The sequence below is a fragment of the Streptomyces sp. NPDC058231 genome (assembly GCF_042882275.1).
Taxonomy (GTDB): Bacteria; Actinomycetota; Actinomycetes; order Streptomycetales; family Streptomycetaceae; genus Streptomyces.
Genome location: NZ_JBHVWN010000012.1, coordinates 13,459 through 34,329, shown reverse-complemented (window position 1 = coordinate 34,329; position 20,871 = coordinate 13,459). Strand labels below are relative to the sequence as shown.

The 20,871-nt window shown below is 69.2% G+C and carries 16 protein-coding genes and 1 pseudogene; 8 read left to right on the top strand and 9 right to left on the bottom strand.

Features of this window, described 5'->3' with window-relative positions:
- Positions 1–65: 65 nt before the first annotated feature.
- Positions 66–3,280 (top strand): annotated as a pseudogene (locus tag ACFVXE_RS11425) (Tn3 family transposase).
- 82 nt (positions 3,281–3,362) lie between these two features.
- Here ACFVXE_RS11425 and ACFVXE_RS11420 read toward each other — a convergent pair.
- Positions 3,363–4,055 carry a TetR/AcrR family transcriptional regulator gene (locus tag ACFVXE_RS11420; RefSeq protein ID WP_389670816.1) on the bottom strand — a complete coding sequence of 231 codons (693 nt, stop codon included), beginning with the start codon at positions 4,053–4,055 and terminating at the stop codon, positions 3,363–3,365.
- 53 nt (positions 4,056–4,108) lie between these two features.
- On the opposite strand from ACFVXE_RS11420, the gene ACFVXE_RS11415 reads away from it, so the two are divergent.
- Together ACFVXE_RS11415 and ACFVXE_RS11410 are read left to right on the top strand one after the other, a co-directional pair.
- Entirely contained in the window at positions 4,109–5,227 is a 1,119-nt protein-coding gene (locus tag ACFVXE_RS11415) for an FAD-dependent oxidoreductase (RefSeq protein WP_389670815.1), read from the top strand.
- Positions 5,228–5,619: 392 nt separating this feature from the next.
- Positions 5,620–6,234, top strand: a complete 615-nt coding sequence (locus ACFVXE_RS11410) for a recombinase family protein (RefSeq protein WP_389670814.1) — start codon at positions 5,620–5,622, stop codon at positions 6,232–6,234.
- A gap of 43 nt (positions 6,235–6,277) precedes the next feature.
- On the opposite strand, the gene ACFVXE_RS11405 is transcribed toward ACFVXE_RS11410, so the two are convergent.
- Positions 6,278–6,895: a recombinase family protein gene (locus ACFVXE_RS11405; RefSeq protein ID WP_328921257.1), complete on the bottom strand. Its 618-nt coding sequence runs from the start codon at positions 6,893–6,895 to the stop codon at positions 6,278–6,280.
- A 300-nt stretch (positions 6,896–7,195) separates the two neighbouring features.
- On the opposite strand from ACFVXE_RS11405, the gene ACFVXE_RS11400 reads away from it, so the two are divergent.
- Together ACFVXE_RS11400 and ACFVXE_RS11395 are read left to right on the top strand one after the other, a co-directional pair.
- A complete protein-coding gene (locus ACFVXE_RS11400; RefSeq protein ID WP_389670813.1) occupies positions 7,196–7,861 on the top strand; it encodes an ArsR/SmtB family transcription factor in 666 nt (221 codons plus the stop codon).
- Positions 7,858–9,195 carry an MFS transporter gene (locus ACFVXE_RS11395; RefSeq protein ID WP_267007765.1) on the top strand — a complete coding sequence of 446 codons (1,338 nt, stop codon included), beginning with the start codon at positions 7,858–7,860 and terminating at the stop codon, positions 9,193–9,195. The genes ACFVXE_RS11400 and ACFVXE_RS11395 overlap by 4 nt, the downstream gene beginning before the upstream one ends.
- A gap of 72 nt (positions 9,196–9,267) precedes the next feature.
- Here the strand turns inward: ACFVXE_RS11395 and ACFVXE_RS11390 are convergent, their stop codons facing one another.
- Together ACFVXE_RS11390 and ACFVXE_RS11385 are read right to left on the bottom strand one after the other, a co-directional pair.
- The gene (locus ACFVXE_RS11390; RefSeq protein ID WP_389670812.1) at positions 9,268–9,681 is read right to left on the bottom strand and encodes a Tn3 family transposase; all 414 of its coding nucleotides are present in this window, start codon (positions 9,679–9,681) and stop codon (positions 9,268–9,270) included.
- Complete coding sequence (locus ACFVXE_RS11385; protein ID WP_389670811.1) at positions 9,656–12,301, bottom strand: Tn3 family transposase; 2,646 nt, start codon at positions 12,299–12,301, stop codon at positions 9,656–9,658. The genes ACFVXE_RS11390 and ACFVXE_RS11385 overlap by 26 nt, the downstream gene beginning before the upstream one ends.
- A gap of 184 nt (positions 12,302–12,485) precedes the next feature.
- On the opposite strand from ACFVXE_RS11385, the gene ACFVXE_RS11380 reads away from it, so the two are divergent.
- Complete coding sequence (locus ACFVXE_RS11380; RefSeq protein WP_389670810.1) at positions 12,486–12,740, top strand: hypothetical protein; 255 nt, start codon at positions 12,486–12,488, stop codon at positions 12,738–12,740.
- A gap of 204 nt (positions 12,741–12,944) precedes the next feature.
- On the opposite strand, the gene ACFVXE_RS11375 is transcribed toward ACFVXE_RS11380, so the two are convergent.
- The 5 genes from ACFVXE_RS11375 to ACFVXE_RS11355 form a co-directional block, all read right to left on the bottom strand.
- A complete protein-coding gene (locus ACFVXE_RS11375; protein ID WP_389670809.1) occupies positions 12,945–13,709 on the bottom strand; it encodes a crotonase/enoyl-CoA hydratase family protein in 765 nt (254 codons plus the stop codon).
- 68 nt (positions 13,710–13,777) lie between these two features.
- On the bottom strand, positions 13,778–15,298 hold the full coding sequence (locus ACFVXE_RS11370; protein WP_389670808.1) for an AMP-binding protein: 1,521 nt from the start codon (positions 15,296–15,298) through the stop codon (positions 13,778–13,780).
- A gap of 224 nt (positions 15,299–15,522) precedes the next feature.
- Complete coding sequence (locus tag ACFVXE_RS11365) at positions 15,523–16,506, bottom strand: NADPH:quinone oxidoreductase family protein (protein WP_389670807.1); 984 nt, start codon at positions 16,504–16,506, stop codon at positions 15,523–15,525.
- A gap of 49 nt (positions 16,507–16,555) precedes the next feature.
- Positions 16,556–17,368, bottom strand: a complete 813-nt coding sequence (locus ACFVXE_RS11360; RefSeq protein ID WP_389670806.1) for an HpcH/HpaI aldolase/citrate lyase family protein — start codon at positions 17,366–17,368, stop codon at positions 16,556–16,558.
- Positions 17,365–18,249: a MaoC family dehydratase N-terminal domain-containing protein gene (locus tag ACFVXE_RS11355; RefSeq protein WP_389670805.1), complete on the bottom strand. Its 885-nt coding sequence runs from the start codon at positions 18,247–18,249 to the stop codon at positions 17,365–17,367. The genes ACFVXE_RS11360 and ACFVXE_RS11355 overlap by 4 nt, the downstream gene beginning before the upstream one ends.
- Before the next feature lie 211 nt (positions 18,250–18,460).
- On the opposite strand from ACFVXE_RS11355, the gene ACFVXE_RS11350 reads away from it, so the two are divergent.
- Positions 18,461–19,696, top strand: coding sequence for a CaiB/BaiF CoA transferase family protein (locus ACFVXE_RS11350; protein ID WP_389670804.1), 1,236 nt, complete (start codon positions 18,461–18,463; stop codon positions 19,694–19,696).
- Positions 19,693–20,859: an acyl-CoA dehydrogenase family protein gene (locus ACFVXE_RS11345; protein WP_389670803.1), complete on the top strand. Its 1,167-nt coding sequence runs from the start codon at positions 19,693–19,695 to the stop codon at positions 20,857–20,859. Before ACFVXE_RS11350 ends, ACFVXE_RS11345 begins: the two co-directional genes overlap by 4 nt.
- Positions 20,860–20,871: the final 12 nt, after the last annotated feature.

Below are 20,871 nucleotides of genomic sequence, written 5' to 3'. Positions count from 1 at the left end.
TCACCCATTCGGCCGAAAGTCGTTGGTGCTGATACTGACTGATCTCTAGGCCTGGGGCGGGACTTGTGACCTCGATCGAGCGGACCGCGTACCCGCGGTTCAAGCGGCTGATCACCGCGCATGAGCTGCATCTCTTCTTCGCGCCGACGCGGGAGGAAGCTGCGTGGGCGGCTGAGCGGATGGACTCCGACGGGCATCAGCTCGCGCTGCTGCTGACGCTGAAGTCGTATCAGCGGATGGGCCGGTTCCCGAAGCCGGACGAGTATCCGGAGATGGTGGTCGACTTCGTCCGCCGTACGGTCGAGCTGCCGGAGGGCACGCTCCCGTTGTACGAGACGGGCCGCACCGCTGAGCGGCAGCGTACGGAGGTGCGCCAGCGGGTGGGGACGAAGTACCAGCAGTCCCAGGCCCGGCAGATCGCTGAGGCGGCGATCCGCAAGGAGGCCGCTACGAAGAACCGCCCCGCCGACCTGATCAATATCGCGCTGGAGAAGGTGGTGGCGGCCGGGCTGGAACTGCCGGCGTTCTCCACCTTCGACACGATGACCTCCACGATCCGCACCGAGGTGAACGCCTCGATCTGTTGCGGCATCCACGACCGGATGAGCCTCGCCGAGCAGGCGGGGATGCTGCGGCTGCTGGAAGAGCGCGACAGCGACGGCACCACGCAGTTCAACCGGCTGAAGCAGACCGCCCAGGGCCCGAGCTGGTCGCACTTCAAGCGCCTGTTCACGCACCTGGAGTGGCTGGATGAGCTCGGCGACACCGCGGTGTGGGTGGACGGCGTCGCGGCGCCGAAGGTCACCGACTTCGCCGGGGAAGCGGACGCGGCAGACGCCTCCGAACTGCGGGACTACGCGCCCGTCAAGCGGATCGCGCTGCTGGCCTGCCTCGCCCACAAGGCACGGATGCGGGCACGGGACGATCTGGCGACGATGTTCTGCAAGCGGGTCGCCATGAAGATCAAGAAGGCCAAGGAGGAGCTGGAGGAGATCCGGCTCGCCGAGCGGGAGATCGTCGAGGCCCTGATCGGGAACTACCGCACCGTGCTCAAGAACCTCGACGACGGCGGCCCCGCCCAGGAGGCGCTGGCGAAGGCCGCGGCGATGACTGCCGAGGCCGTGAAGGCCCTGGAAGGGCTGGACGAGGCAGCGCCGGTGGAGGAGGTTGCCCGGCGCCTGGGCGGGGAGGTCTCCCCGACCGTGCTTGCCCTGGCCAAGGCCCAGCTGGTGCAGGCCGGGGGCCTGGGGGCGGTCACCAAGGCGGTCGAGGGCTTCGGCGGGTTCGCGGGGCAGTACGAGCAGATCGAGAAGGTCTCCGCGCATCACGGCAACTTCTGGGAAGTGCTGCTGTACGGACAGCTCGGCCGGGACCGGTCGGTGATGTTCGACCTGGCGGAGAAGCTGGAGTTCACCACCACGTCCGAGGACGGGCGGGTGCTGACCGCGCTCGCGCATGCGATGCGGCACGTGAGCGCCCGCGGCGAGTACATCACCGCGCTCGGCGAGAACGGCAAGACCATCGACATCTCCTTCGCCACGCAGAACTGGCGCAAGGCCGTACTCGACAAGACGCGGCCGGGCCGGTTCGTCCGCAAGCACTTCGAAGCGATGGTCTTCACCCACCTCGCCGAGGAGCTGCGCACCGGGGACGTCGCGGTGGTCGGCTCGGAGGAGTACGCCGACTGGTCCGAGCAGCTGCTCGCGTGGGAGGACATCCAGGAGAAACTGGCCGACTACCTGGTGGAGGTCGGGCTGTGCGAGGAGGGCGAGGCCCGTGCCTTCGACGCGGCGTCCTTCCGCCGGCAGCTGGAAGACAAGCTGCGGAACGCTGCCGCGGCGGCGGATGCCGGGTACCCGGACAACGAGGGCCTGGTCATCGACCCCGAGACCGGCATCCCGTCACTCAAGCCGCACCGCTCCGAGGGGCAGCGGCCCTCGGCGAAGCGCCTGGAGCAGGAGGTCAAGGCCCGGATGCCGGAGCGCACGCTCATGGGGATCGTGGCTCGCACAGCGTACTGGGTGGAGTGGTGGCGCCGCTTCGGTCCGCCCTCGGGCAACGACCCGAAGCTGAAGGACCCGTTCGGCCGGTACGTGCTCACCACCTTCGTCAAGGGCACCAACATGGGCCCGTACGAGGCGGCCAAGCACATCCCCGGGGTGTCTGGGCACGAGCTGTCGTACGTGGCCAACAGGCAGTCTCCATCGCGTTGCTGAACGAGGCCGTCGCCGACCTGGTCAACGCGCACGCCCGCCTCGACATCTCCCAGGCGTGGGGCGACGGCACCGCCGTGGCGGCGGACGGCACCCACATGGACACGTACCTCAACAACCTGCTCGCCGAGACGAGCGTGCGGTACGGCAAGGCGGGCGGGATCGCCTACCACCACATCTCGGACACCTATATCGCGCTGTTCACGCACTTCATCCCGTGCGGGGTGTGGGAGGCCGTCTACATCATCGAGGGCCTCCTCAAGAACACCTCCGACGTCAAGCCGACCACCGTGCACGCCGACACCCAGGGCCAGAGCGTGCCCGTTTTCGCCCTGGCGCATCTGCTGGGCTTCGATCTGATGCCCAGGATCAGGAACTGGAAGGGCCTGACCTTCTACCGTCCGTCCAAGCGATGCGAGTACGTCCACATCGACTCCCTGTTCGGCGAACCGGGCAAGAACGTCATCGACTGGGATCTGATCGAGTCCCAGTTCCGGCACCTGATGAAGGTGGCCGTGTCCGTGCGGGAGGGCGCCATCTCGTCCTCGACGCTGCTCAAGCGGCTGCGGTCGGGCTCGCACAAGAACTCCACCTACACCGCCTTCCGTGAGGTCGGCCGCGTGATCCGCACGGTGCAGCTGCTGCGCTACCTCTCGGACGCGCCGCTTCGCCGGCGGGTGACCGCGGCGACCAACAAGGTCGAGTCGTTCAACCGGTTCTCCCAGTGGGTCGGCTTCGGCAATCAGGGCGTCCTCGCCGACAACGACCCCATCGAGCAGGAGAAGGCGATGAAGTTCAACGCCCTGCTCACGAACGCGGTGATCTTCCACAACGCCCTGGATATCGCGGAGATCGTCCGCCAGCCCCTGGAGGAGGGCTGGGAGATCGACCCGGAGGACCTGGCCCACATCTCGCCGTACCTGACCGCGCACATCAAACGATTCGGCGAGTACTCCACCCACGAACTAGGTATCCAGCCCGAGGCGTACGACCCGAAACTCGACGTCGACTTCACCCAGCTTCGCGACCAGGACCCGGCCGCCTCCGGCTTCAGCACAGCCGCCTGACCGTCACCTCTGTGAAGGACCCTGTCATGCCCGTTGAGCAGTACGACCCTCGGCCTCGCTCGCATTCGGCAGGAGCTGAGCGTCACGCCGGCGGCCGGGCGAGTTTGGCGGCCACGGCGTCGAGGACCCAGTCCAGGCCGGTCGCGAAGGATGCCTCGGCGTCCACGTCCGTGCCCTCGTACACGGCCTTAGTCAGCGCCGGGAAGCGGCCCGTGGCCAGCATTCTCGTCAGGTGCGGGCCGCGGGCGCGCTGCCAGTCGTGCTTGGACAGGCCCGTGGTGCGCTCGGCCCGCAGATTCGTGATCTCGCGCCTGATCGCGCCCGTGAAGTAGGCGCTGACCGTCTCCACGGCGCGCATGACGGTGTCGATGTCGGCGAGGCCGTCGAGGGCGGACAGGGTCGACTCGGCCACGGCTAGGCCGTTCGGGCCGAAGGCCGGGCGGCCGCCGAGCAGGTCGGCCAGCCATTCGTGACGGAGGGCGGCCTGCCTTGTGCGGTGGGCGAGGACGCGCAGCGCCTCCCGCCAGTCACCGGGCTGTTCCTCGGGCAGAATCTCGGCCTGGACCTCGTCCACCATGAGGTCGAACAGCTCCTCCTTGGTGGAGATATATCCGTACAGCCGCATCGGGCCGGCCTCCAGCCGGGCGGCGACCTTGCGCAACGACACCGCCGCAAGGCCGCCCTCGTCGGCCAGCGCGATGGCGGCGGCGACGATCCGCTCCCGGTCAAGCGGCACGGGGCGAGTCGGCGGCTCCGGCCGGTCCCACACGGTCATGGTCACTCCGAACTGTTGCGATGCATCGTAATGAGCAAATACAGTGTATCGATATGAGACACCGTATCGCTGTAGTCGGGAGCGGCCCCGCCGGCCTTACCTTCGCCCGCGTCCTGCACCGCCATGGCCACCCCGTCACCGTCCTCGAACGCGATCCCGCCCCCGACGCCCGCCCCCCGGGTGGCACCCTGGACCTGCACGAAGGGCTGGGCCAGCTCGCGCTGGACAAGGCGGGGCTGCTGGCGGAGTTCCAGGAGCTGTCCCGTCCCGAGGGACAGGCCATGCGCATCCTGGACGCGGACGGGACCGTCCTGCGCGACTGGCAACCCCGTCCAGATGACCGGGCCAATCCCGAGATCGACCGCGGGCAACTTCGTGACCTGCTGCTCGGGCCTCTGGACGTTCAGTGGGGGCGGGGCGTGACGGAGGTGGTGCCGGGGACCCGGGATGGCGTACTGGTCCATTTCGCGGACGGGCGGCAGGAGACGTTCGACCTCGTGGTCGGCGCGGACGGCGCCTGGTCCCGGATCCGTCCGGCGGTCTCGTCGGCGACACCGCACTACACCGGCGTCACCTATGTCGAGACCTTCCTCGACGACGTCGACACCCGCCACCCTGACCTTGCCCGGCTGATCGGCGACGGTTCCGTGGCTGTGTACGGTGTGAACCGAGCTCTCGTCGCCCAGCGCAACAGCGGCGGCCACGTCAAGGTGTACGCCCAGTTCCGCGCGCCGCTGGACTGGCACACGAACCTGGACCTGGCCGACGTCGACGCCGTGCGATCGAGCCTGCTGGCTCTGTTCGACGGCTGGGCCGCTCCCGTCCTTGACCTCCTCCGCCACGGCACCGCTTTCGTCCACCGCCCCCTCTACGTCCTACCCGTGTCCCACACCTGGGCCCACGTGCCCGGGGTGACGCTACTGGGCGACGCCGCCCACCTGATGCCCCCCTTGGGGGCGGGCGCGAACCTCGCGCTGCTGGAAGGCGCCGAACTCGCCGAGTCCATCGCCACCGGCCCTGGAGATCTGGACGAGGCCGTCCGCGCCTTCGAGGAACAGATGTGGGCACGGGCCGGCAGGTGGGCGAAGATCACGACGGCCGGTCTGGAACGCCTCGTGAGCCCGGACCCTGCCGAAGCCCTCGCCCTCTTCGACCAAGTCCAGCCATCCTGACTGCCAAGCGCGAGAGCACCAGTATTAATAGCTCGCCACGGCTTCACGGGAAGGTACGGCACCGTCGCGGTCCCTTCCGGCAAAACCACCGTTAGACGAACGCACGGACGCCTGTACCGAACGCAGCCCTCAGCCCGCTACCGCGAATCCGGTCCGATCCTCCTCGCACACATAACTACCAGGTGCGCGAAGAGTGATGGGCTCCGGCAGGGACGTCCTGGCCCTCCTCCGTGTCGTCAAACGAACGAATGACGACAGGCGCGGCGGGCGTCCAATGAACCCGGGCTTTCCGGGGCCCGACGGCGGCGCAGATCCAATCAGATCCGATGACGGCTGATGACAGGGTTTGCTGACAGCTAGGGTCGAATGCGACCACCACAACGGGGAGCGGCATGGCCAACCTGGTCTACAAGCGGGTGTCGACCGACCAGCAGTCGACCGACCGCCAGAACCTGGTGCTGGACGAGGCCGGGATCGAGGCCCCGGTTGTCTTCGAGGAACAGGCCGGGACCTCCAGCCGCCTTCACCCGCTGGAGCGGCCGAAGTTCGGCGAGCTGCTCGCGTACGCGCGGCCGGGCGACGCTGTGCACATCTCCGAGATGTTCCGCCTGGTGCGCGGCACCGGGCACATCCTCGACGTGCTTGACGTCCTGCACCGCGACCGCCTCGCCCTGCGCATCCACGATGGCGCGTTCTCCGCGATGGACCTCACCGCCCGCCACCCGCGTACCGGCGAGCTGCTGTCCACCGTGAAATTCATGGTGCAGACCCTCGCCGCCGCCGGCGAACTCCAGCGCGACCTCCAGCGCGAACTGACCTACGACGGGCTGCGGGCCGCCGAGGCGAAGGGCAACAAGGGCGGGCGCCGCCCCGCCGTCCCGGCCGCGAAGACCGACGCCGTACGCACCGCGTACCTGGAAGGCCGGTCCATCGCGGCCCTCGCCCGCGAGCACGACGTCAGCCGCGGCGCCATCCGCACTGCCGTCGTGGACCTCCTGCCCGAGTAGGGGTGCTGGTAAGAATCCTGTCACCAGCCGCAAACGGCGGTGATCAGTCCTCTGACCTGGAGGGCCGGGGCAGTTCTGCCGTGTTCGTCGTCTCGGCGAGCGCGAGACGGCCGCCCTTCAGCTCAGGCACGTAGTTGTAGATGGTGTTGCGGGAGACGCCGAGGAGCTTCGCGATTGAGGTGACGGTGTTCTCCGGGCGGGCGAGCAGGTCGCGGGCGTGACGCACCTGTTCCTCGGTCATGGCCGGCGGGCGGCCGAGGCGGGCGCCTCGGGCGCGGGCAGCGTCCAGACCCTCGTTGGTGCCCTGGACGATGAGTTCGCGGATGAACTCTGCGAGCGCTGCGAAGACATGGAAGACCAGGCGTCCACCGGGCGTGGTGGTGTCGAGGGCCTCGTGCAGCGAGGTGAAGCCGATGCCGCGCTTACGCAGGCCGGAGACGATCGCGATGAGGTCCTGGATGGAGCGGCCGAGCCGGTCCAGTGACGGGACGACGAGGGTGTCCCCCTCGCGCAGGTAGTCGAGCGCCTTCCACAGTTCCTCGCGTTCGGCGTTCTTGCCCGACTTCTTGTCGGAGAAGATCCGGATGCACCCTGCCTCGGTGAGTGCGTGGATCTGCCGGTCGAGCAACTGCCCCTTGGTGGACACGCGTGCGTATCCCACGAGGCCGCCGGTCCGTACGGCTGGAACGGGGGCGAGGAGATCGGAGGTGTCGTCATCTTGGGGTGGCTGCACCCGCCAGATCGTACAGAAAACGGTGTTCCTCAAGTTTTTGAGCACATCGACTTTCTGACACCGTTTTATGGGCATGATCCGGCGCCGATCCGGCCGCGCACCGCCGCTTGCCGATCTTGCTCATCAATCGGTCGGTTGATGAGCAGTGGCACCTTGCAGGGCAAATCGCAAAGACTTCTTCGCGAAGGAACCTTTACGAAGAACTCTTTGCGGTCTAACGTGTGCGGTATGACCGACGCATCGAAGAATCCGGATGGCCCGAGGGCTGAAGAAGACTCGATTGTGCTGGATGCCAAGGGGCTGCGTGCCCTGGCACATCCGGTGCGCGTGCAGCTGGTGGAGCTGCTGCGGAAGTACGGCCCGTCGACGGCTACCCGCCTCGCCGAGCGGCTGGGCGTGAATTCCGGGACGGCTAGCTACCACCTGCGCCAGCTCGGCGCGGCCGGCTTCGTCGAGGAGGATGCCGAACGCGGCAACGCGCGAGAGCGCTGGTGGCGTTCGGTACATCAGACGACGGAGATCAACGACCGGGATCTGGCCGATCAAGAGCCCGAGGCCGCGCTGGCGTATCTGCAGTCCGTCGCCGCCACTTACACCCTTCGCACTCAGCAGACGCTGAACGAGCTGCAGACGATGCCCCGTGCGTGGCATGGCACCTTCGACATGAGCGACTGGGCCCTGCGGCTCACGCCCGAAGAAGCCGTCGCCCTGCGCCAGGAGTTGAGGGCCGTCATCGCCCGCTACCGGCGGGATACGCCAGAGGCGGCGGCGAGTGCCCCCGAGGGAGCCGAGCGGGTCGCCGTGATCACGCAGGTCCTGCCCGAACTGGACGTGCCTGCCGCGTCGTCGCTCCCTACCGGCCCTCAGGAAGCGGAAGGAAGCCCGACGTCATGACCGACGACGCCTCGGAGGCCGGCGGCATACCCGGCAAGAGGTCCTTACGGCCGCTGGCCGGGGTACTGGCGGCCATGGCCGTGTCGCTCACCGGTACACGGATCTCCGTCGTGGCACTGCCCTGGTTCGTCCTCGTCACGACCGGCAGCGCCACCCAGACCGGACTGGTCGCCTTCTGTGAGATGACCCCCTACGTGCTGGTTAAGGCGTTCACCGGACCACTGGTGGACCGGATCGGCCCCCGGGCCGTTTCCTGGACCACCGATCTGGCCAGCGCGACCGCCGCCGCCGCGGTTCCCCTGCTCCACGCCCTGCACCTGTTGTCCTTTCCCCTCCTGCTGGTTCTGGTCGCGCTGATCGGCGCGGCCCGCGGCCCCGGCGACCTGGCCAAGGAGGTGATGGTCCCGGAAGCGGCCGAGCACGGCCGGGTGCCGCTGGAACGGGCCACCGGCCTGTCCGGCGTGACCGAACGGCTCGCCTCCACCATCGGCCTGGCGGTCGGCGGATCCCTGGTGGCGCTGCTCGGTCCTCTGACGGGACTTGCCGTCAACGCGGGCTGCTTCGCCCTCGGATCGGTGATCATCAAACTCACGCTGCCGCACGGCATGGGGCACCCAACCGTGGAAGCCCCGTCACAGGCCGACGAAACGGAACCGGGCTACTGGCGACGATTCGGCGAGGGCTTCACCTTCCTTCGCGGCGAGCCGTTGCTGCTCACCGTCATTGTCACGATCGGCATCACCAACCTGCTGAACGCGGCGATCACCACGGTGCTCATCCCCGTCTGGGCCAGAGAGTCCGGCAACGGGCCGGCCGCGATCGGTCTGATGGGCAGTGTGATGGGGGCCGCGGCGGTCGGCGGGAGCCTGATCGCCGCGGCGGTCGCGCACCGGCTGCGGCGGCGGATGGTGTTCTTCGCCGGGTTCCTGCTGGCCGGGGCACCGAGGTTCCTGATCCTCGCCTTCGATGCCCCGCTGGGGGCGGTACTGGCCGTCTTTGCGGTCAGCGGATTCGGTGCCGGCTTCATCAACCCCGTGCTGGGGGCCGTCCTCTTCGAGCGAGTGCCGCGCCGGATGCTGGGCCGGGTCAACGCCCTCGGTGACTCTCTGTCCTGGGCCGGTATCCCTCTCGGCGGCCTGCTCGCCGGGTCGGCGGTGGCCGCTGTCGGACTCGCGCCGGTGCTGCTCGTCTGCGGGGCCGCGTACTTCCTCACCACGAATCTGGCGGGACTGCGGCCGGAGTGGCGGGAGATGGACCGTACGCGTGGGCGGGGCGTCCGGAAGCCGCATTCCAAGGAAGACGCCTCACAAGGCAGTGCGAATGTAGCGACATGACGTTTACGGGAGGGAGGTGGACCATCTGGTTTCCTTCTCCCTCCCACCGCTCCCTCTGACCTCGCCCACGCTTCACGCACGCTCAGATGACTGCTGATCGGCGGCGTCCGTCGGAACTCGGGGGCCCGGAAGTTTGACCGCAGCAAGGTCGAGGCGGGTGTCCATGTCGAGGTTGACCTCCCCGTACGGACGCACGTGCGACCAGAACAGCGGGGTCAGGCCGCGCCGATCGGCGGGCGTGAGAAGCCCGGCCCACTCCGGTTCGCCGAGGATGTCCTGAAGCATCAGGGTGTTCACGTAGACCAGGGCCGATTGCAGAATCCGCAGGCACAGCACGAACATCTCCTGCTCGTCCCGCCGGTTCGAGGCGATCTCCCCGCCCTTGCCGTAGGCGATCACGGAGTTGGCGCCATTGGAGGACTCCATGACGTTCAGACCTTCCTCGATCTCCCGCTGGAGGTCACGCAGCCGCAGGTAACGGGCCACGAAGGTGGTCTTTGCGCCCGCCCGACCTCCAGCATCGCCGCGTAGGTGGGATGGGAGGCGTTGCGGGTGAAGCGGCGCAGGATCGCCTCGGTCGACGCGGTCCGCGTGCGGATAGCGTCGCATACTTGATCACCTGGTCGTACTGCTGGGCGATGAGTTCCCAGCGGATCGGGCGGGTCAGCGCCGGGGTCAGCTGCGGGTAGGCGTCCGGTTCACCGGCCACCGGCCGGTACAGCTTCACCTTGTTGATCCGCTTGATACGCGGTAGCAGGTCGAAGTTCAGCAGCCTCGTGATACCAAACCCGATTTCCGACTGGCCATGCGAGTCCGTGTAGTTGGCCTCGACGTCCATGGTGGTGCCGTGCCGCATGGCGCCCTCGATCATCGCGGCGACCTCGGAGGCGGTGCAGTTGATCAGCTGGGAGTGGATGGCCAGGGACTTCTTCTCCACATGCCAGTAGATGAGCACCCCGCGGCCGCCGTAGCGCGAGTGCCACTCGGTGAACAGGTTCTGGTCGTAGGCACTGACGTGAGTGGAGTCCGAGGCGACGGCGGTCGAGCCCTGGCCCCACAACTCGGTGCTACGGGCGGCGAAGGTGGCGTTCGCGATCTGGACGGCGATGGCGCGGGCGGCCTCGGCGGACAGGTACCGGCGCCGCACGTACCGCAGCTCATCCTCGGTGTGCCCGTGGCCGCCGGAGGCCACGGCCTTGATCCCGGTGTTCGTGCCGTACGCGTAGATGACCAGCAGCAGGCGTTCGGCCAACACCTCCGGCGAGAGGCTGCCGCCGCCGCAGACGGAGGTGACCGCGTCCAGGCAGCCGGTCCGCAGCACCGCTTCCTTCAGCATGTCGACGAGCGGCACGATGCCCCAACGCCTCTGTACCTCGGCCTTGACCCTGCGTAGGTTGCGCGGCTCGGGCTGGGCCTCGGCCGCCGTGAGCCGGATCGCCCCGGACTTGCGTTCGGCGATGTCCAGCCAGGGCAGCTTCGGCATCCGGTCATTCAGGAGGGTCAGTTCGGCCGTCATCTGCTCGCGTAGCTCGTCGACGAACACCGCGGCGTCCAGCGGCTTGCGCAGCTCCCGGTAGTTCTCCGCCCGCCTCGCATCGAAGTCCTGCGGCAGGTCCTCATCCGGGTTGCGCCACTTGTCGGCGCCGACCACCCAGATCTCCTTGCACTTGAGCTGATCGCGCAGGGCCTGGAAGGCGACGACCTCGTAGACCATGCGCACCACCCGGCACCGGCCCCGCTTGTCGGTGCGGTGCACGACCTCCGCCCAGTCCCCGCCCATCGCCTTGTGGACCGGCACCGTCTCGCCCAGCGGGTAGTACGTCGTGTTTCCCGCGTTCGCGTACCGGGCCACCAGCGCCAGGGACTCGATCACCGGCCGGTGGGCGTGGTTGGAGGAGCGAAACTCCAGCACGTCCAGCAGCTTGATCAGCCCACGCCGGTAGTGGTTGGTGTACGAAGCCTTCAACGTGGTCTGCACCGTACGCCGGTAGACCGGCCCCCGGGTCTTGAACTCGTGCACCAGCTCCCGCAGCGTCGCCTCGCCCCCTGACACCGCCGGGAACACGACCTGGCGGACCGTCCCCTCCGGGGTGCCCAGCGACGCCTCGGCGAGCTTGAAGAGGATGTTCTCCTTGCCCGACACCTTCTTGAACGCGTTGATCAGCTGCTCGGTGACCTTCTTCTCCGCCCGTGCCCCGATCCGGTGCACCGTGGAGATCAGCAGCTCCACCAGCGTGTCGGTGATCTCCCGCTCCCGCTCGTGCAGCAGCGCGGCCAGCAAGGTCACCCGCAGCGGTACCGGGTGCGTCCGCAGGTGGGAAGGCGACTCCACCGCGGCCCGCGCCCGCCAGCCGGCCACCACCTTCGGCGCGACGTCGATGAACAGATCCCGTGGCAGACCGATCGCCCGCACCGCCAGGAGCTTGTCGATCTCGGTGAGCATTGTTTCCAGGCTCACGTTGCCCGGCGCTTCCTTGACCTTCGCCAGAACCGGCGGCGCGTTCTCACCCTCCGCGCCGCCGCCCGCGGGTCCGTCGTCGTCCTGGTCGGCGCCGGCCACCAGAGCCACGATCCGCTCGATGCTCTCCGCGGTCAGCCGAGAGGAGATCAGGGCCGTCAGCGACTCCTCGGCCGCCCGCAGAGCAGCCGCCACGATCCGGTCGCACCGTCCCGACGTGGGAGGCTCGACACTGTCCGCGCGGCAGCGGACCAGCAGTTCCACCCGGACCTGCTCGGGCCTGCGCTCCTTGTGCGCGACGTGCTCGGCCAGATACGCCGTCAGCTTCTCCGCGTCCGCGACGCTGCACTCGCGGAAGCCGAGGTGCTCCCGGATCTGTGCGCGGTGGTACTCGACCGTGCGGCCTGCCCAGTCGTAGGACTCCAGTTCCGAGGCGGGAACCTGCACCTGCCGGGCGACGAACTCCACGGCCTCGCCCGGCAGCTCTGCCCGGTTCCGGGCGAACCGGCCGTACTGCGTATAGAACTTCAGCAGCATGGCGAAGCCCAGTCGCGTCGCTCCGCGCTTGCCGGACACGAGCGCCTGCTCGTCCTTCAGCAGCGTCCAGTGCTCGACGAGTTCATCCAGGTCCAACGGAGTACGGGCCACGATCGCCGATCGTCCTCGTGGGGCCTCACTCACCGCAGCCGTACAACCCAGGACTCACCCACACGGGTCACACCGTCGCAAGATCACTGCCGTTTGCGGCTGGTGACAGCGTTCTTACCGGCACCCCGAGTACACGCCCGCCGACCCAGGCGCCCCGGCCCCGGAACTGCCGGTCGTCCTCGACATGCCGGGCAAGGTCGCCGACTTCCTCCGCGCCGCCGAGCTGGAGCCCGTCGAGCGCGTCACGCTCGACCAGGGCGTGACCGTACGGCGCGGCCAGGGCTACACCCTTCGCGTCACTGCCGTGCCCGCGGTCCACCGCCAACTCCTCGACCGCTGCCAGCCCCTCGACGGCACCATGGCGGTCCCGGCCCAGCGCAAGGCCCGCCGTGAGTACGAAAACCGCGTCAACGCGCTCCCGGTTGCCGGCCTGCGTTGAACGGACCGAGCACCACACCCACCAAGATCAAGTACTGGCGGCCTTTGGGCTTACCTCGGCGCTACCCTTTGACGAGGAGATCCTCCTCGGCGCGGCGTGGCAGTACACATGGCGCCGCGACAGCCTCTGATGCCCCGTCATGCGCACCGGATCGGCGGGGAATGCCGCACGGTCGAATGACACTCCCCGCCGGCCGGTGGTGTGCTACTCTCCGCGCCAGACGGGAGGGCGCTTCTCGGCGAAGGCGACCGCGCCCTCCCGGGCGTCGGCCGAGGCGAACACCGGGCGCATGAGGGGTTCCTGGAGTTCGAACGCTTCTTCCGCGGGCCAGTCGACGGCCCGGGCGAGGATCTCCTTACTGGCCGCGACCGCGAGCGGACCGTTCGCCGCGATGCGAGCGGCGAGTTCCCGTGCGCCGTCCAGCGCGCCGCCCGGCGGGGTGATCCGGTTGACGAGGCCGTAGGCGCGGGCGTCGGGCGCGTTGAGGAAGTCGCCGGTGAGCGCGAGCTCCATCGCCACCGCGTACGGGATGCGCCGGGGCAGTCGGAGCAGGCCGCCGCCGGCCGCCACCAGGCCGCGCTTGACCTCGGGGATCCCGAACCGAGCGTTTTCCGCGGCGACCACCAGGTCGCAGGAGAGCACCACCTCGCAGCCGCCGGCGAGCGCGTAGCCCTCCACAGCGGCGATGACGGGCTTGCGCGGGGGCTGCCGGGTGATGCCGGCCAGGCCACGGGTCTCGTGGATGACATTCTCACCGGCGACGAACGCCTTGAGGTCCATCCCCGAGCAGAAGGTGCCGCCCGCACCGGTGATGACGGCCACGGTGAGGTCCTTGCGCGCCTCGAACTCCTCGAACGCGGCCGCCGCACCCTCGCTGACCGCCCGGTTCACGGCATTCCTCGCGTCGGGGCGGTTGATGGTGATCACGGTGACGCCGTCCGCGTGCTCGACCAGCACCTCGTCGGACATGAAATCGTGCTCCTCTCTCAGTGTGCTCACGGTCTGCCCGGCAGGCGGACCGATCGGTGGGACCTGCCTCAGGCGGCGAGCCCGTCGGACAGCAGTCGCCGCAGCAGCTTGCCGGTGGGGGTGCGCGGCAACCGCTCGGTGAACTCGATGGAGCGCGGGCACTTGTAGGGGGCCAGTCGCTCGCGGCAGTAGTCGATCAGCTCGCGTTCCAGCCCCGGCCCGGCAGCCGACGGATCGGCCGGCTGAACGATCGCGCGCACCCGACGGCCGAACTCGGGGTCGGGTGCGCCCACCACGGCGACGTCGGCGACCGCGGAGTGCATGGTCAGCGCGTCCTCGATCTCCCGCGGATAGATATTGACACCACCGCTGACGATCAGGTCGACCCGGCGGTCGGCCAGGTAGAGGTAGCCGTCGGCGTCGATCCGTCCCAGGTCGCCGAGGGTGGAGCGGCCCTTCGTGTCGTGGGCGCTCGCAGTCCGGCCGGGGTCGTTGTGGTAGCGGAAGTCCGGGGTGCCCTCGAACCACAGGGTTCCCACCTCGCCGACCGGCAACTCCCTGCCGGAGTCATCCGTCACGACGGCCCGCCCGAGCGTGGCCCGGCCCACGGAACCGGGGTGGGCGAGCCAGTCCATGGAGTCGATGGAGAAGAAGCAGTTGCCCTCGCTGCCGGAGTAGAACTCCAGGACGATCGGGCCGAGCCAGTCGATCATCTCCCGTTTGACCTCGACGGGGCACGGCGCGGCCGCGTGGACCACGGAGCGCAGACTGTCGGTGCGGTACCGGGCGCGTGTCCCGGGAGACAGTTTGAGCAGGCGGACCATCATCGTCGGCACGAACTGAACGTGGGTGACCCGGTGGCGCTCCACGAGTTGCAGGGTCCGCTCGGCGTCGAAGCGGTCCATGAGGACGACCGTGCCGCCGTGGCGCATCGTCGCGAGGGTCCAGCCCGCCGGCGCCGCATGGTAGAGCGGTGCGGGGCACAGATACACCGTGCCGGGGCCCAGTCCGGCCAGGCCCGTCAGCGCCTGGTCGAGGGGCAGTCCGGTGCCGAAGGGCTCGCCGGAGAGCTGTCTCAGGATGCCCTTGGGCCGGCCGGTTGTGCCCGCGGAGTAGAACATGGGGCTGCCCTCGCGCTCGTCGCCTGCCGGTTCGGCGGGGAATCCGGCGGAGGCCTCACGCTCCGGCTCGAACCCGGGCACGGGCCCGCCGAAGGACAGCCGGGTCTCCACCGCGTCCACCCCTCCGGCGACCGCCTCGGCCAACTCGGCGACCCCGTGCGCCGCGAGGAGTAGTCGCGCTCCGCAGTCGCGGACGATGTAGGCCGCCTCGTCGGGGTTCAGGTGGCGGTCGACAGGGGTCCAGTGCAGGCCGGCACGCTGGCAGGCCCAGGCCGCGACGTGGAAGTCGGGAACGTTGTCGAAGAGCAGCGCCGCGTGGTCACCATGACCGATGCCGCGGTTGGCGAACAGCCGGGCCAGGCGCACCGAGCGCTCGTCCAGCTCACGGTAGGTCAGCACATCCCCTGTCGCTGCGGCGACGACTGCGGGATTGTCCGGGTGACGTCGAGCGATGTCCGTCAGGTGCATGCTTCCTCCGGTCTCCCCGCTTGCCTCCCACATGGCCGCACCCGCCACGCCTGCCGCACCCCCAAGGGCGAACGTTACGATCTGACGAATGCGTTGCTGATCGTAACGCGGAAAACGCGAGTGCAGCCCTCACCGTTCAATATTTTTCTGACTCTCACGTCACTCAACGGGGAAGGGTTATGTCGACGCCGGTGCGCCGATCCGCCCCGCCGGCGTCACCGTGTTCAGTCGTCCTCGCTCACATCGAGCACGACCTTGCCGAGCGCCGAGCGGTCCGCGACGAGCCGCAGCGCCTCGGCGGCACGTTCCAACGGGTACCGCGCGCCGATGTGCGGGGCGATCCGCCCCTGCGCGAGCAGCGCGTGCAGTTCCGCCATGTCGCGGCGGGACTCCTCGGGTGCGTCCTGGGCGAAGGTACGCACCTCGAGACCGCGGATGGCCACACCCTTGAGCAGGACGAGGTTGAGCGGGATCGTGGGGATGTCACCCGCCGCGTAGCCGAGCGTGACGAAGGTTCCGCCGCGCCGCATTCCGCGGAGAGCCTGCTCGGCGTACGGACCTCCGACGGGGTCCAGGACGATGTCCGCGCCGCCCTCCGTGCACTCCTTGATACGGGTCTTCAGGCCGGGCTGCGTGTAGTCCAGGGCGTGTTCGGCACCACGCGCCCGGCACAGGGCCAGTTTTTCCGGCCCAGAGGCAGCGGCCACCACGCGCGCTCCGAAGTGGCGAGCCAGGTCGACCGCGGCGGAGCCGACCCCGCCCGCGGCGCCGAGCACCAGGACCCACTGTCCGCGCCGCACCCGCGCGATCGACCGCAGCGCGTGGTGGGCGGTGCGGTAGGTGACCCCGGCCGCCGCCGCCTGCGCGAAGGACATGCCGCCGGGAATTCGGGTGAGCGAGGCGGCAGGCACCACGGCTCGTTCGGCGAACGCCCCGGTCGGCAGCGACGCGTAGACGCGCTCGCCCGGGCTCAGTTCCGTAGTGCCGGGCCCCGTCTCCACGATCCTGCCCGACAGTTCGCTGCCGGGCACGAAGGGCAGGGGCATCGTCACCTGATAGCGGTCGGCGGCGATCAGCACGTCGGGGAAGTTCACTGCTGCCGCCCGCACTGCGACGACCACCTCTCCGGGTCCTGGGCGGGGTGCGGGCACTTCCTGCACGACCAGACTTTCCGGAGGCCCGTAGGCCCGGCAGACGACAGCACGCACGGGAAGAGCCTTTCCGTCAGGGCAGGAGGGTCCACGCAGGGTCGACGGGTCAAGGCCGCACGGGCTCGCCGTCGGCCGCAAGGAGCCGCCTTGCGCGCTCGCGCACGGGTCTGTCGACCATCACCCCGTCCACGGCGGAGACCGCCTCGCCCGCCGCGAGCACCGCGCGTGCCCATCTCAGTTGGTCCGCTGTCGGGGCGAACCCGTCCTGAACGCGAGAAATTTGCCTGGGGTGGACGCACAACTTGCCCCCGAAACCGAGCCGCCGGGCATGCCGGATGTCCTGATCCAGCGCGCCGGCGTCGTCGAGTGCGGTGGTGACACCGTCGACGGGTGGGGCGATCCGGGCGGCGGCGCAGGCGACGACCAGCCGGGTGCGTGCGTACGCCAGGGCGAGGGTGTCGTCGTGGTCGACGCCGAGCTCGGTGGCGAGGTCGACGCTGCCGAAGGCGGCACGTACGACGCCCGGCGCGCGGCACACTTCCAGGGCGCGCTCCACTCCGAGTGCCGTCTCGACGAGCGGCACGACCGCGCAGACGGCGCCCACGCGTCCGATGAGGACGGGATCCTCGGCCTTGGGGATCACCACGGGGCAGCCGTATGACGTGACAAGATCCACGTCCTCGGTGTACCAGGGGGTCCCGGGAGCGTTGATGCGAATCATCGCCCGACCCCCGCCTGCCAGCCAGTCGCCGGCGCTTCGGCGGGCAGCGTCCTTGTCCGCGGCGGCAACCGCGTCCTCCAGATCGATGATCACCGTGTCGGCGTGGGCCGCCGCGGCCTTGTCGAAGCGGTCGGGCCGGTGGCCCGGTACGAACAGGAAAGCGCGGGCGGCCGCAAGGCGCGCCGAGGTTAGCGTCACGCGAAGGCCACCTCTGCGCTCGCGTGCTGCGCGTCGCGCCGGGTCGCGATACGCAGCCGCGCAGACCCGCCGGGCTCCGGGTCACCGAGGACACGCACGTGCTCCCCGGCGAAAACCGGCTTGCGCAGCCGGTACGACAGCGTGCGGACCTGCCGTCGCGGTTCGTTACGGCGGGCGAGTTCCAGCATGAGCTGGACCAGCAGGGGCCCGTGCACCACGAGGCCCGGATACCCCTCGTCGTCGCGGGCGTACGGCAGGTCGTAGTGGATGCGGTGCGCGTTCGCCGTGAGCGCGCTGTAGCGGAACAGCAGGGCCGGCGTGGGACGCAGCGCGAACTGCCAGGCAGTGTCCGCCGGTTCGGCGTCGCCGAGGTCCAGCTCGAACCCGGCGCGCCGCTGCTCGTCCGCACCGCTGCGGTAGACGAGGTCCTGCTCCTCGGTGACGCAGATCTCACCATGCTGGCTGATTTCATGACGGACCGTCACAAAGGCCATCTCGCCTGTACGCCCCCTCTTGATCTCGACCTTGGCGACGTCACTGGTCCGCCGCGCGGGCGCACCCACCTGCAACGGAGCCGCGAACCGGGCCCGACCGCCGGCGAACATCCGCCGGCGGTCGGGCAGCGGCGGCAGGAAATGCCCGTGCGCGGGATGCCCGTCAGCACCCAGCTCCCGGTGCGGAGGCCACTCCAGGAAGTGCAGCCAGTGCCAGAGGGGCGGCAGCACCTCCCCCTCGCCGGCGGCTGTCGCGTCGAGGTCGAGCACATTGCTCAGCGCGGCGACGGGTGCGGCGGCGAGCCCGTCCTGAGCGGTGAGAGGAGCCGGGCTCCACGGGTCGAGCCAGCGCGCGAGGCCCGAGGCGGGAGGTCGAGGGTCAGCCATGCCAGTCTCCGTTGCGTCCAGTCTTCGAGGCGGTCCGACTCGGGAAGCTTGTGCCGTACAAATCCCGGACAGCGTCCCCCTTCACTCACTCCTCGTCAACCTGCACCTATCAACTGCACAGCCAAGAACCGTGGATGACCTCATTGACGGCCTTCTCATTTGGCCGTACAAATAGCCTGCGGACGATCGGCACCGAAGAAGGTGGGACTGCATGGACCGGCAACACCCTCTGCCCCTGGAAGGCATCACGGTCGTCAGCCTCGAACAGGCCGTGGCCGCGCCTTTCGCCACCCGCCAGCTGGCCGACCTCGGCGCACGGATCATCAAGGTCGAACGTCCGGGCGGCGGTGACTTCGCCCGCCGCTATGACACGACCGTGTACGGCCAGGCCAGCTACTTCGTGTGGCTCAACCGTTCCAAGGAGTCCCTCTCGCTGGACCTCAAGTCGGAGGCCGGGCGGGAGATCCTGGAGGAACTCCTCTCCGGAGCTGACGTGTTCGTCCAGAACCTGGCACCCGGCGCTGCCGACCGCATGGGGTTCGACGCCACGGACCTGCAGGCTCGCCACCCGTCCCTGATCCCCTGCTCGATCACCGGCTACGGCACGAGCGGATCATGGTCGCGGCGCAAGGCCTACGACCTCCTCGTCCAGTGCCAGACCGGTCTGCTGTCCATCACGGGAACGGCGGAGCAACCCGCACGCGTCGGCATCTCGGTCGCCGACATCGCGGCCGGGATGTACGCATACAGCGGCATCCTCTCCGCTCTCTACACCCGTGCCACCACGGGCCGTGCACCCGCGGTCGAGGTGTCCCTCTTCGACGCGCTCGCCGAGTGGATGAGCCAGCCCGCGTACTACACACGCTACGGCGGCACCCAGCCCCCGCGCGTCGGCGCCCGGCACGCCACCATCGCGCCGTACGGCCCCTTCACCGCGGCCGACGGCAAGGACGTCCTGCTGTCGGTTCAGAACGAGAGGGAGTGGATCGCGCTGTGCGACACCCTCCTCGGCCGCGGCGACCTGATCGCCGACCCGCGCTTCGCCACCGGCGCCGACCGTGTCGCCCACCGCGACGAACTCGAGGCGATCATCTCGGCCCGGTTCGCCGAACTGGACAGCGACGACGCCCTGGCACTACTGGACAAGGCCGGCGTCGCGAACGCCGGCGTCAATTCCATCGCCGAGTTCCTCGACCACCCCGCACTGACCGAGCGCGACCGATGGCGCGACATCAGCGTGCCCGGAGCCCCCGGCCCGGTGCGGGCGCTGCTCCCGCCGGCCGGCCTCAGCGGGGTCAGCCCGCGCATGGACCCGGTACCGGCTCCGGGAGCACACACCGAGCACATCCTCACCGGCCTCGGCCGGTCCCGCGCAGACATCGAGCGGCTGCGCGGCCAGGGCGTCATCGACGCCACGGACCATGACCAGGAGACGGCGCAACAGTGAGCACTCTGGACAACCTCTCCCCCGACGAGCAGTTGATCGTCGGCACCGTACGAGACTTCGTCGACCGCGAGGTCCGGCCCGTCGCACGGGAGTTGGAGCACGCCAATTCCTATCCCGAGGGCCTCATCGAGCAGATGAAGGTCCTGGGGATCTTCGGTCTCGCCATACCCGAGGAGTACGGCGGCACCCCCGTCTCGACCCCCTGCTACGTCCTGATCACCGAGGAGTTGGCGCGCGGCTGGATGAGCCTGGCCGGCGCCATGGGCGGGCACACGGTCGTCTCCAAGCTGCTGCTCCACTTCGGCACCGAGGAACAGAAGAACCGATACCTGCCGAAGATGGCCACCGGCGAGGTCCGGGCGACCATGGCCCTGACCGAACCGGGCGGAGGCTCGGACCTCCAGGCGCTGCGCACCACGGCCCGGCGCGAGGGCGACGATTACGTTGTCAACGGCAGCAAGACATGGATCACCAACTCCCGTCGCTCGCAGTTGATCGCACTGCTGTGCAAGACCGATCCCGCGGCCGAGCCGAAGCACCGCGGCATCTCGATCCTGCTCGCCGAGCACGGCCCCGGGCTCACCGTCTCCCGCGATCTTCCCAAGCTCGGCTACAAGGGCGTCGAGAGCTGCGAGTTGGTCTTCGACGACTACCGCACTCCCAGCCACGCACTGCTCGGAGGTGTGGAGGGCAAGGGCTTCGGCCAGATGATGAAGGGCTTGGAGACCGGGCGCCTCCAGGTGGCCGCACGCGCCCTTGGGGTCGGTCGGGCCGCCTTCGAGGACTCACTGCGCTACGCCCAGGAGCGGGAGACCTTCGGCCGGCCGATCCACGAACACCAGTCGATCGGCAACTACCTCGCCGACATGGCGACGTCGCTGACCGCCGCCCGCCAGCTCACCCTGCATGCCGCCCGTGAGGCGGACGCGGGGCGGCGCGTGGACATGGAGGCGGGCATGGCCAAACTCTTCGCCTCCGAGACTGCCATGCAGATCGCGCTCACCGCCATGCGCATCCACGGCGGTTACGGATATTCCACCGAGTTCGACGTCGAACGGTACTTCCGCGACGCCCCTCTGATGATCGTCGGTGAGGGCACCAACGAGATCCAGCGCAACGTGATCGCGGGCCAGCTCGTCTCACGCGGCGGCCTGGAGACCTGAGGAGTCGTGGTC

Coding starts and splice junctions, on each gene's coding strand:
- ACFVXE_RS11420 (WP_389670816.1), bottom strand. CDS start 4,055: ATGACCGTGTGGGACCGGCCGGAGCCGCCGACTCGCCCCGTGCCGCTT.
- ACFVXE_RS11415 (WP_389670815.1), top strand. CDS start 4,109: ATGAGACACCGTATCGCTGTAGTCGGGAGCGGCCCCGCCGGCCTTACC.
- ACFVXE_RS11410 (WP_389670814.1), top strand. CDS start 5,620: ATGGCCAACCTGGTCTACAAGCGGGTGTCGACCGACCAGCAGTCGACC.
- ACFVXE_RS11400 (WP_389670813.1), top strand. CDS start 7,196: ATGACCGACGCATCGAAGAATCCGGATGGCCCGAGGGCTGAAGAAGAC.
- ACFVXE_RS11395 (WP_267007765.1), top strand. CDS start 7,858: ATGACCGACGACGCCTCGGAGGCCGGCGGCATACCCGGCAAGAGGTCC.
- ACFVXE_RS11380 (WP_389670810.1), top strand. CDS start 12,486: ATGCCGGGCAAGGTCGCCGACTTCCTCCGCGCCGCCGAGCTGGAGCCC.
- ACFVXE_RS11375 (WP_389670809.1), bottom strand. CDS start 13,709: ATGTCCGACGAGGTGCTGGTCGAGCACGCGGACGGCGTCACCGTGATC.
- ACFVXE_RS11370 (WP_389670808.1), bottom strand. CDS start 15,298: ATGCACCTGACGGACATCGCTCGACGTCACCCGGACAATCCCGCAGTC.
- ACFVXE_RS11355 (WP_389670805.1), bottom strand. CDS start 18,249: ATGGCTGACCCTCGACCTCCCGCCTCGGGCCTCGCGCGCTGGCTCGAC.
- ACFVXE_RS11350 (WP_389670804.1), top strand. CDS start 18,461: ATGGACCGGCAACACCCTCTGCCCCTGGAAGGCATCACGGTCGTCAGC.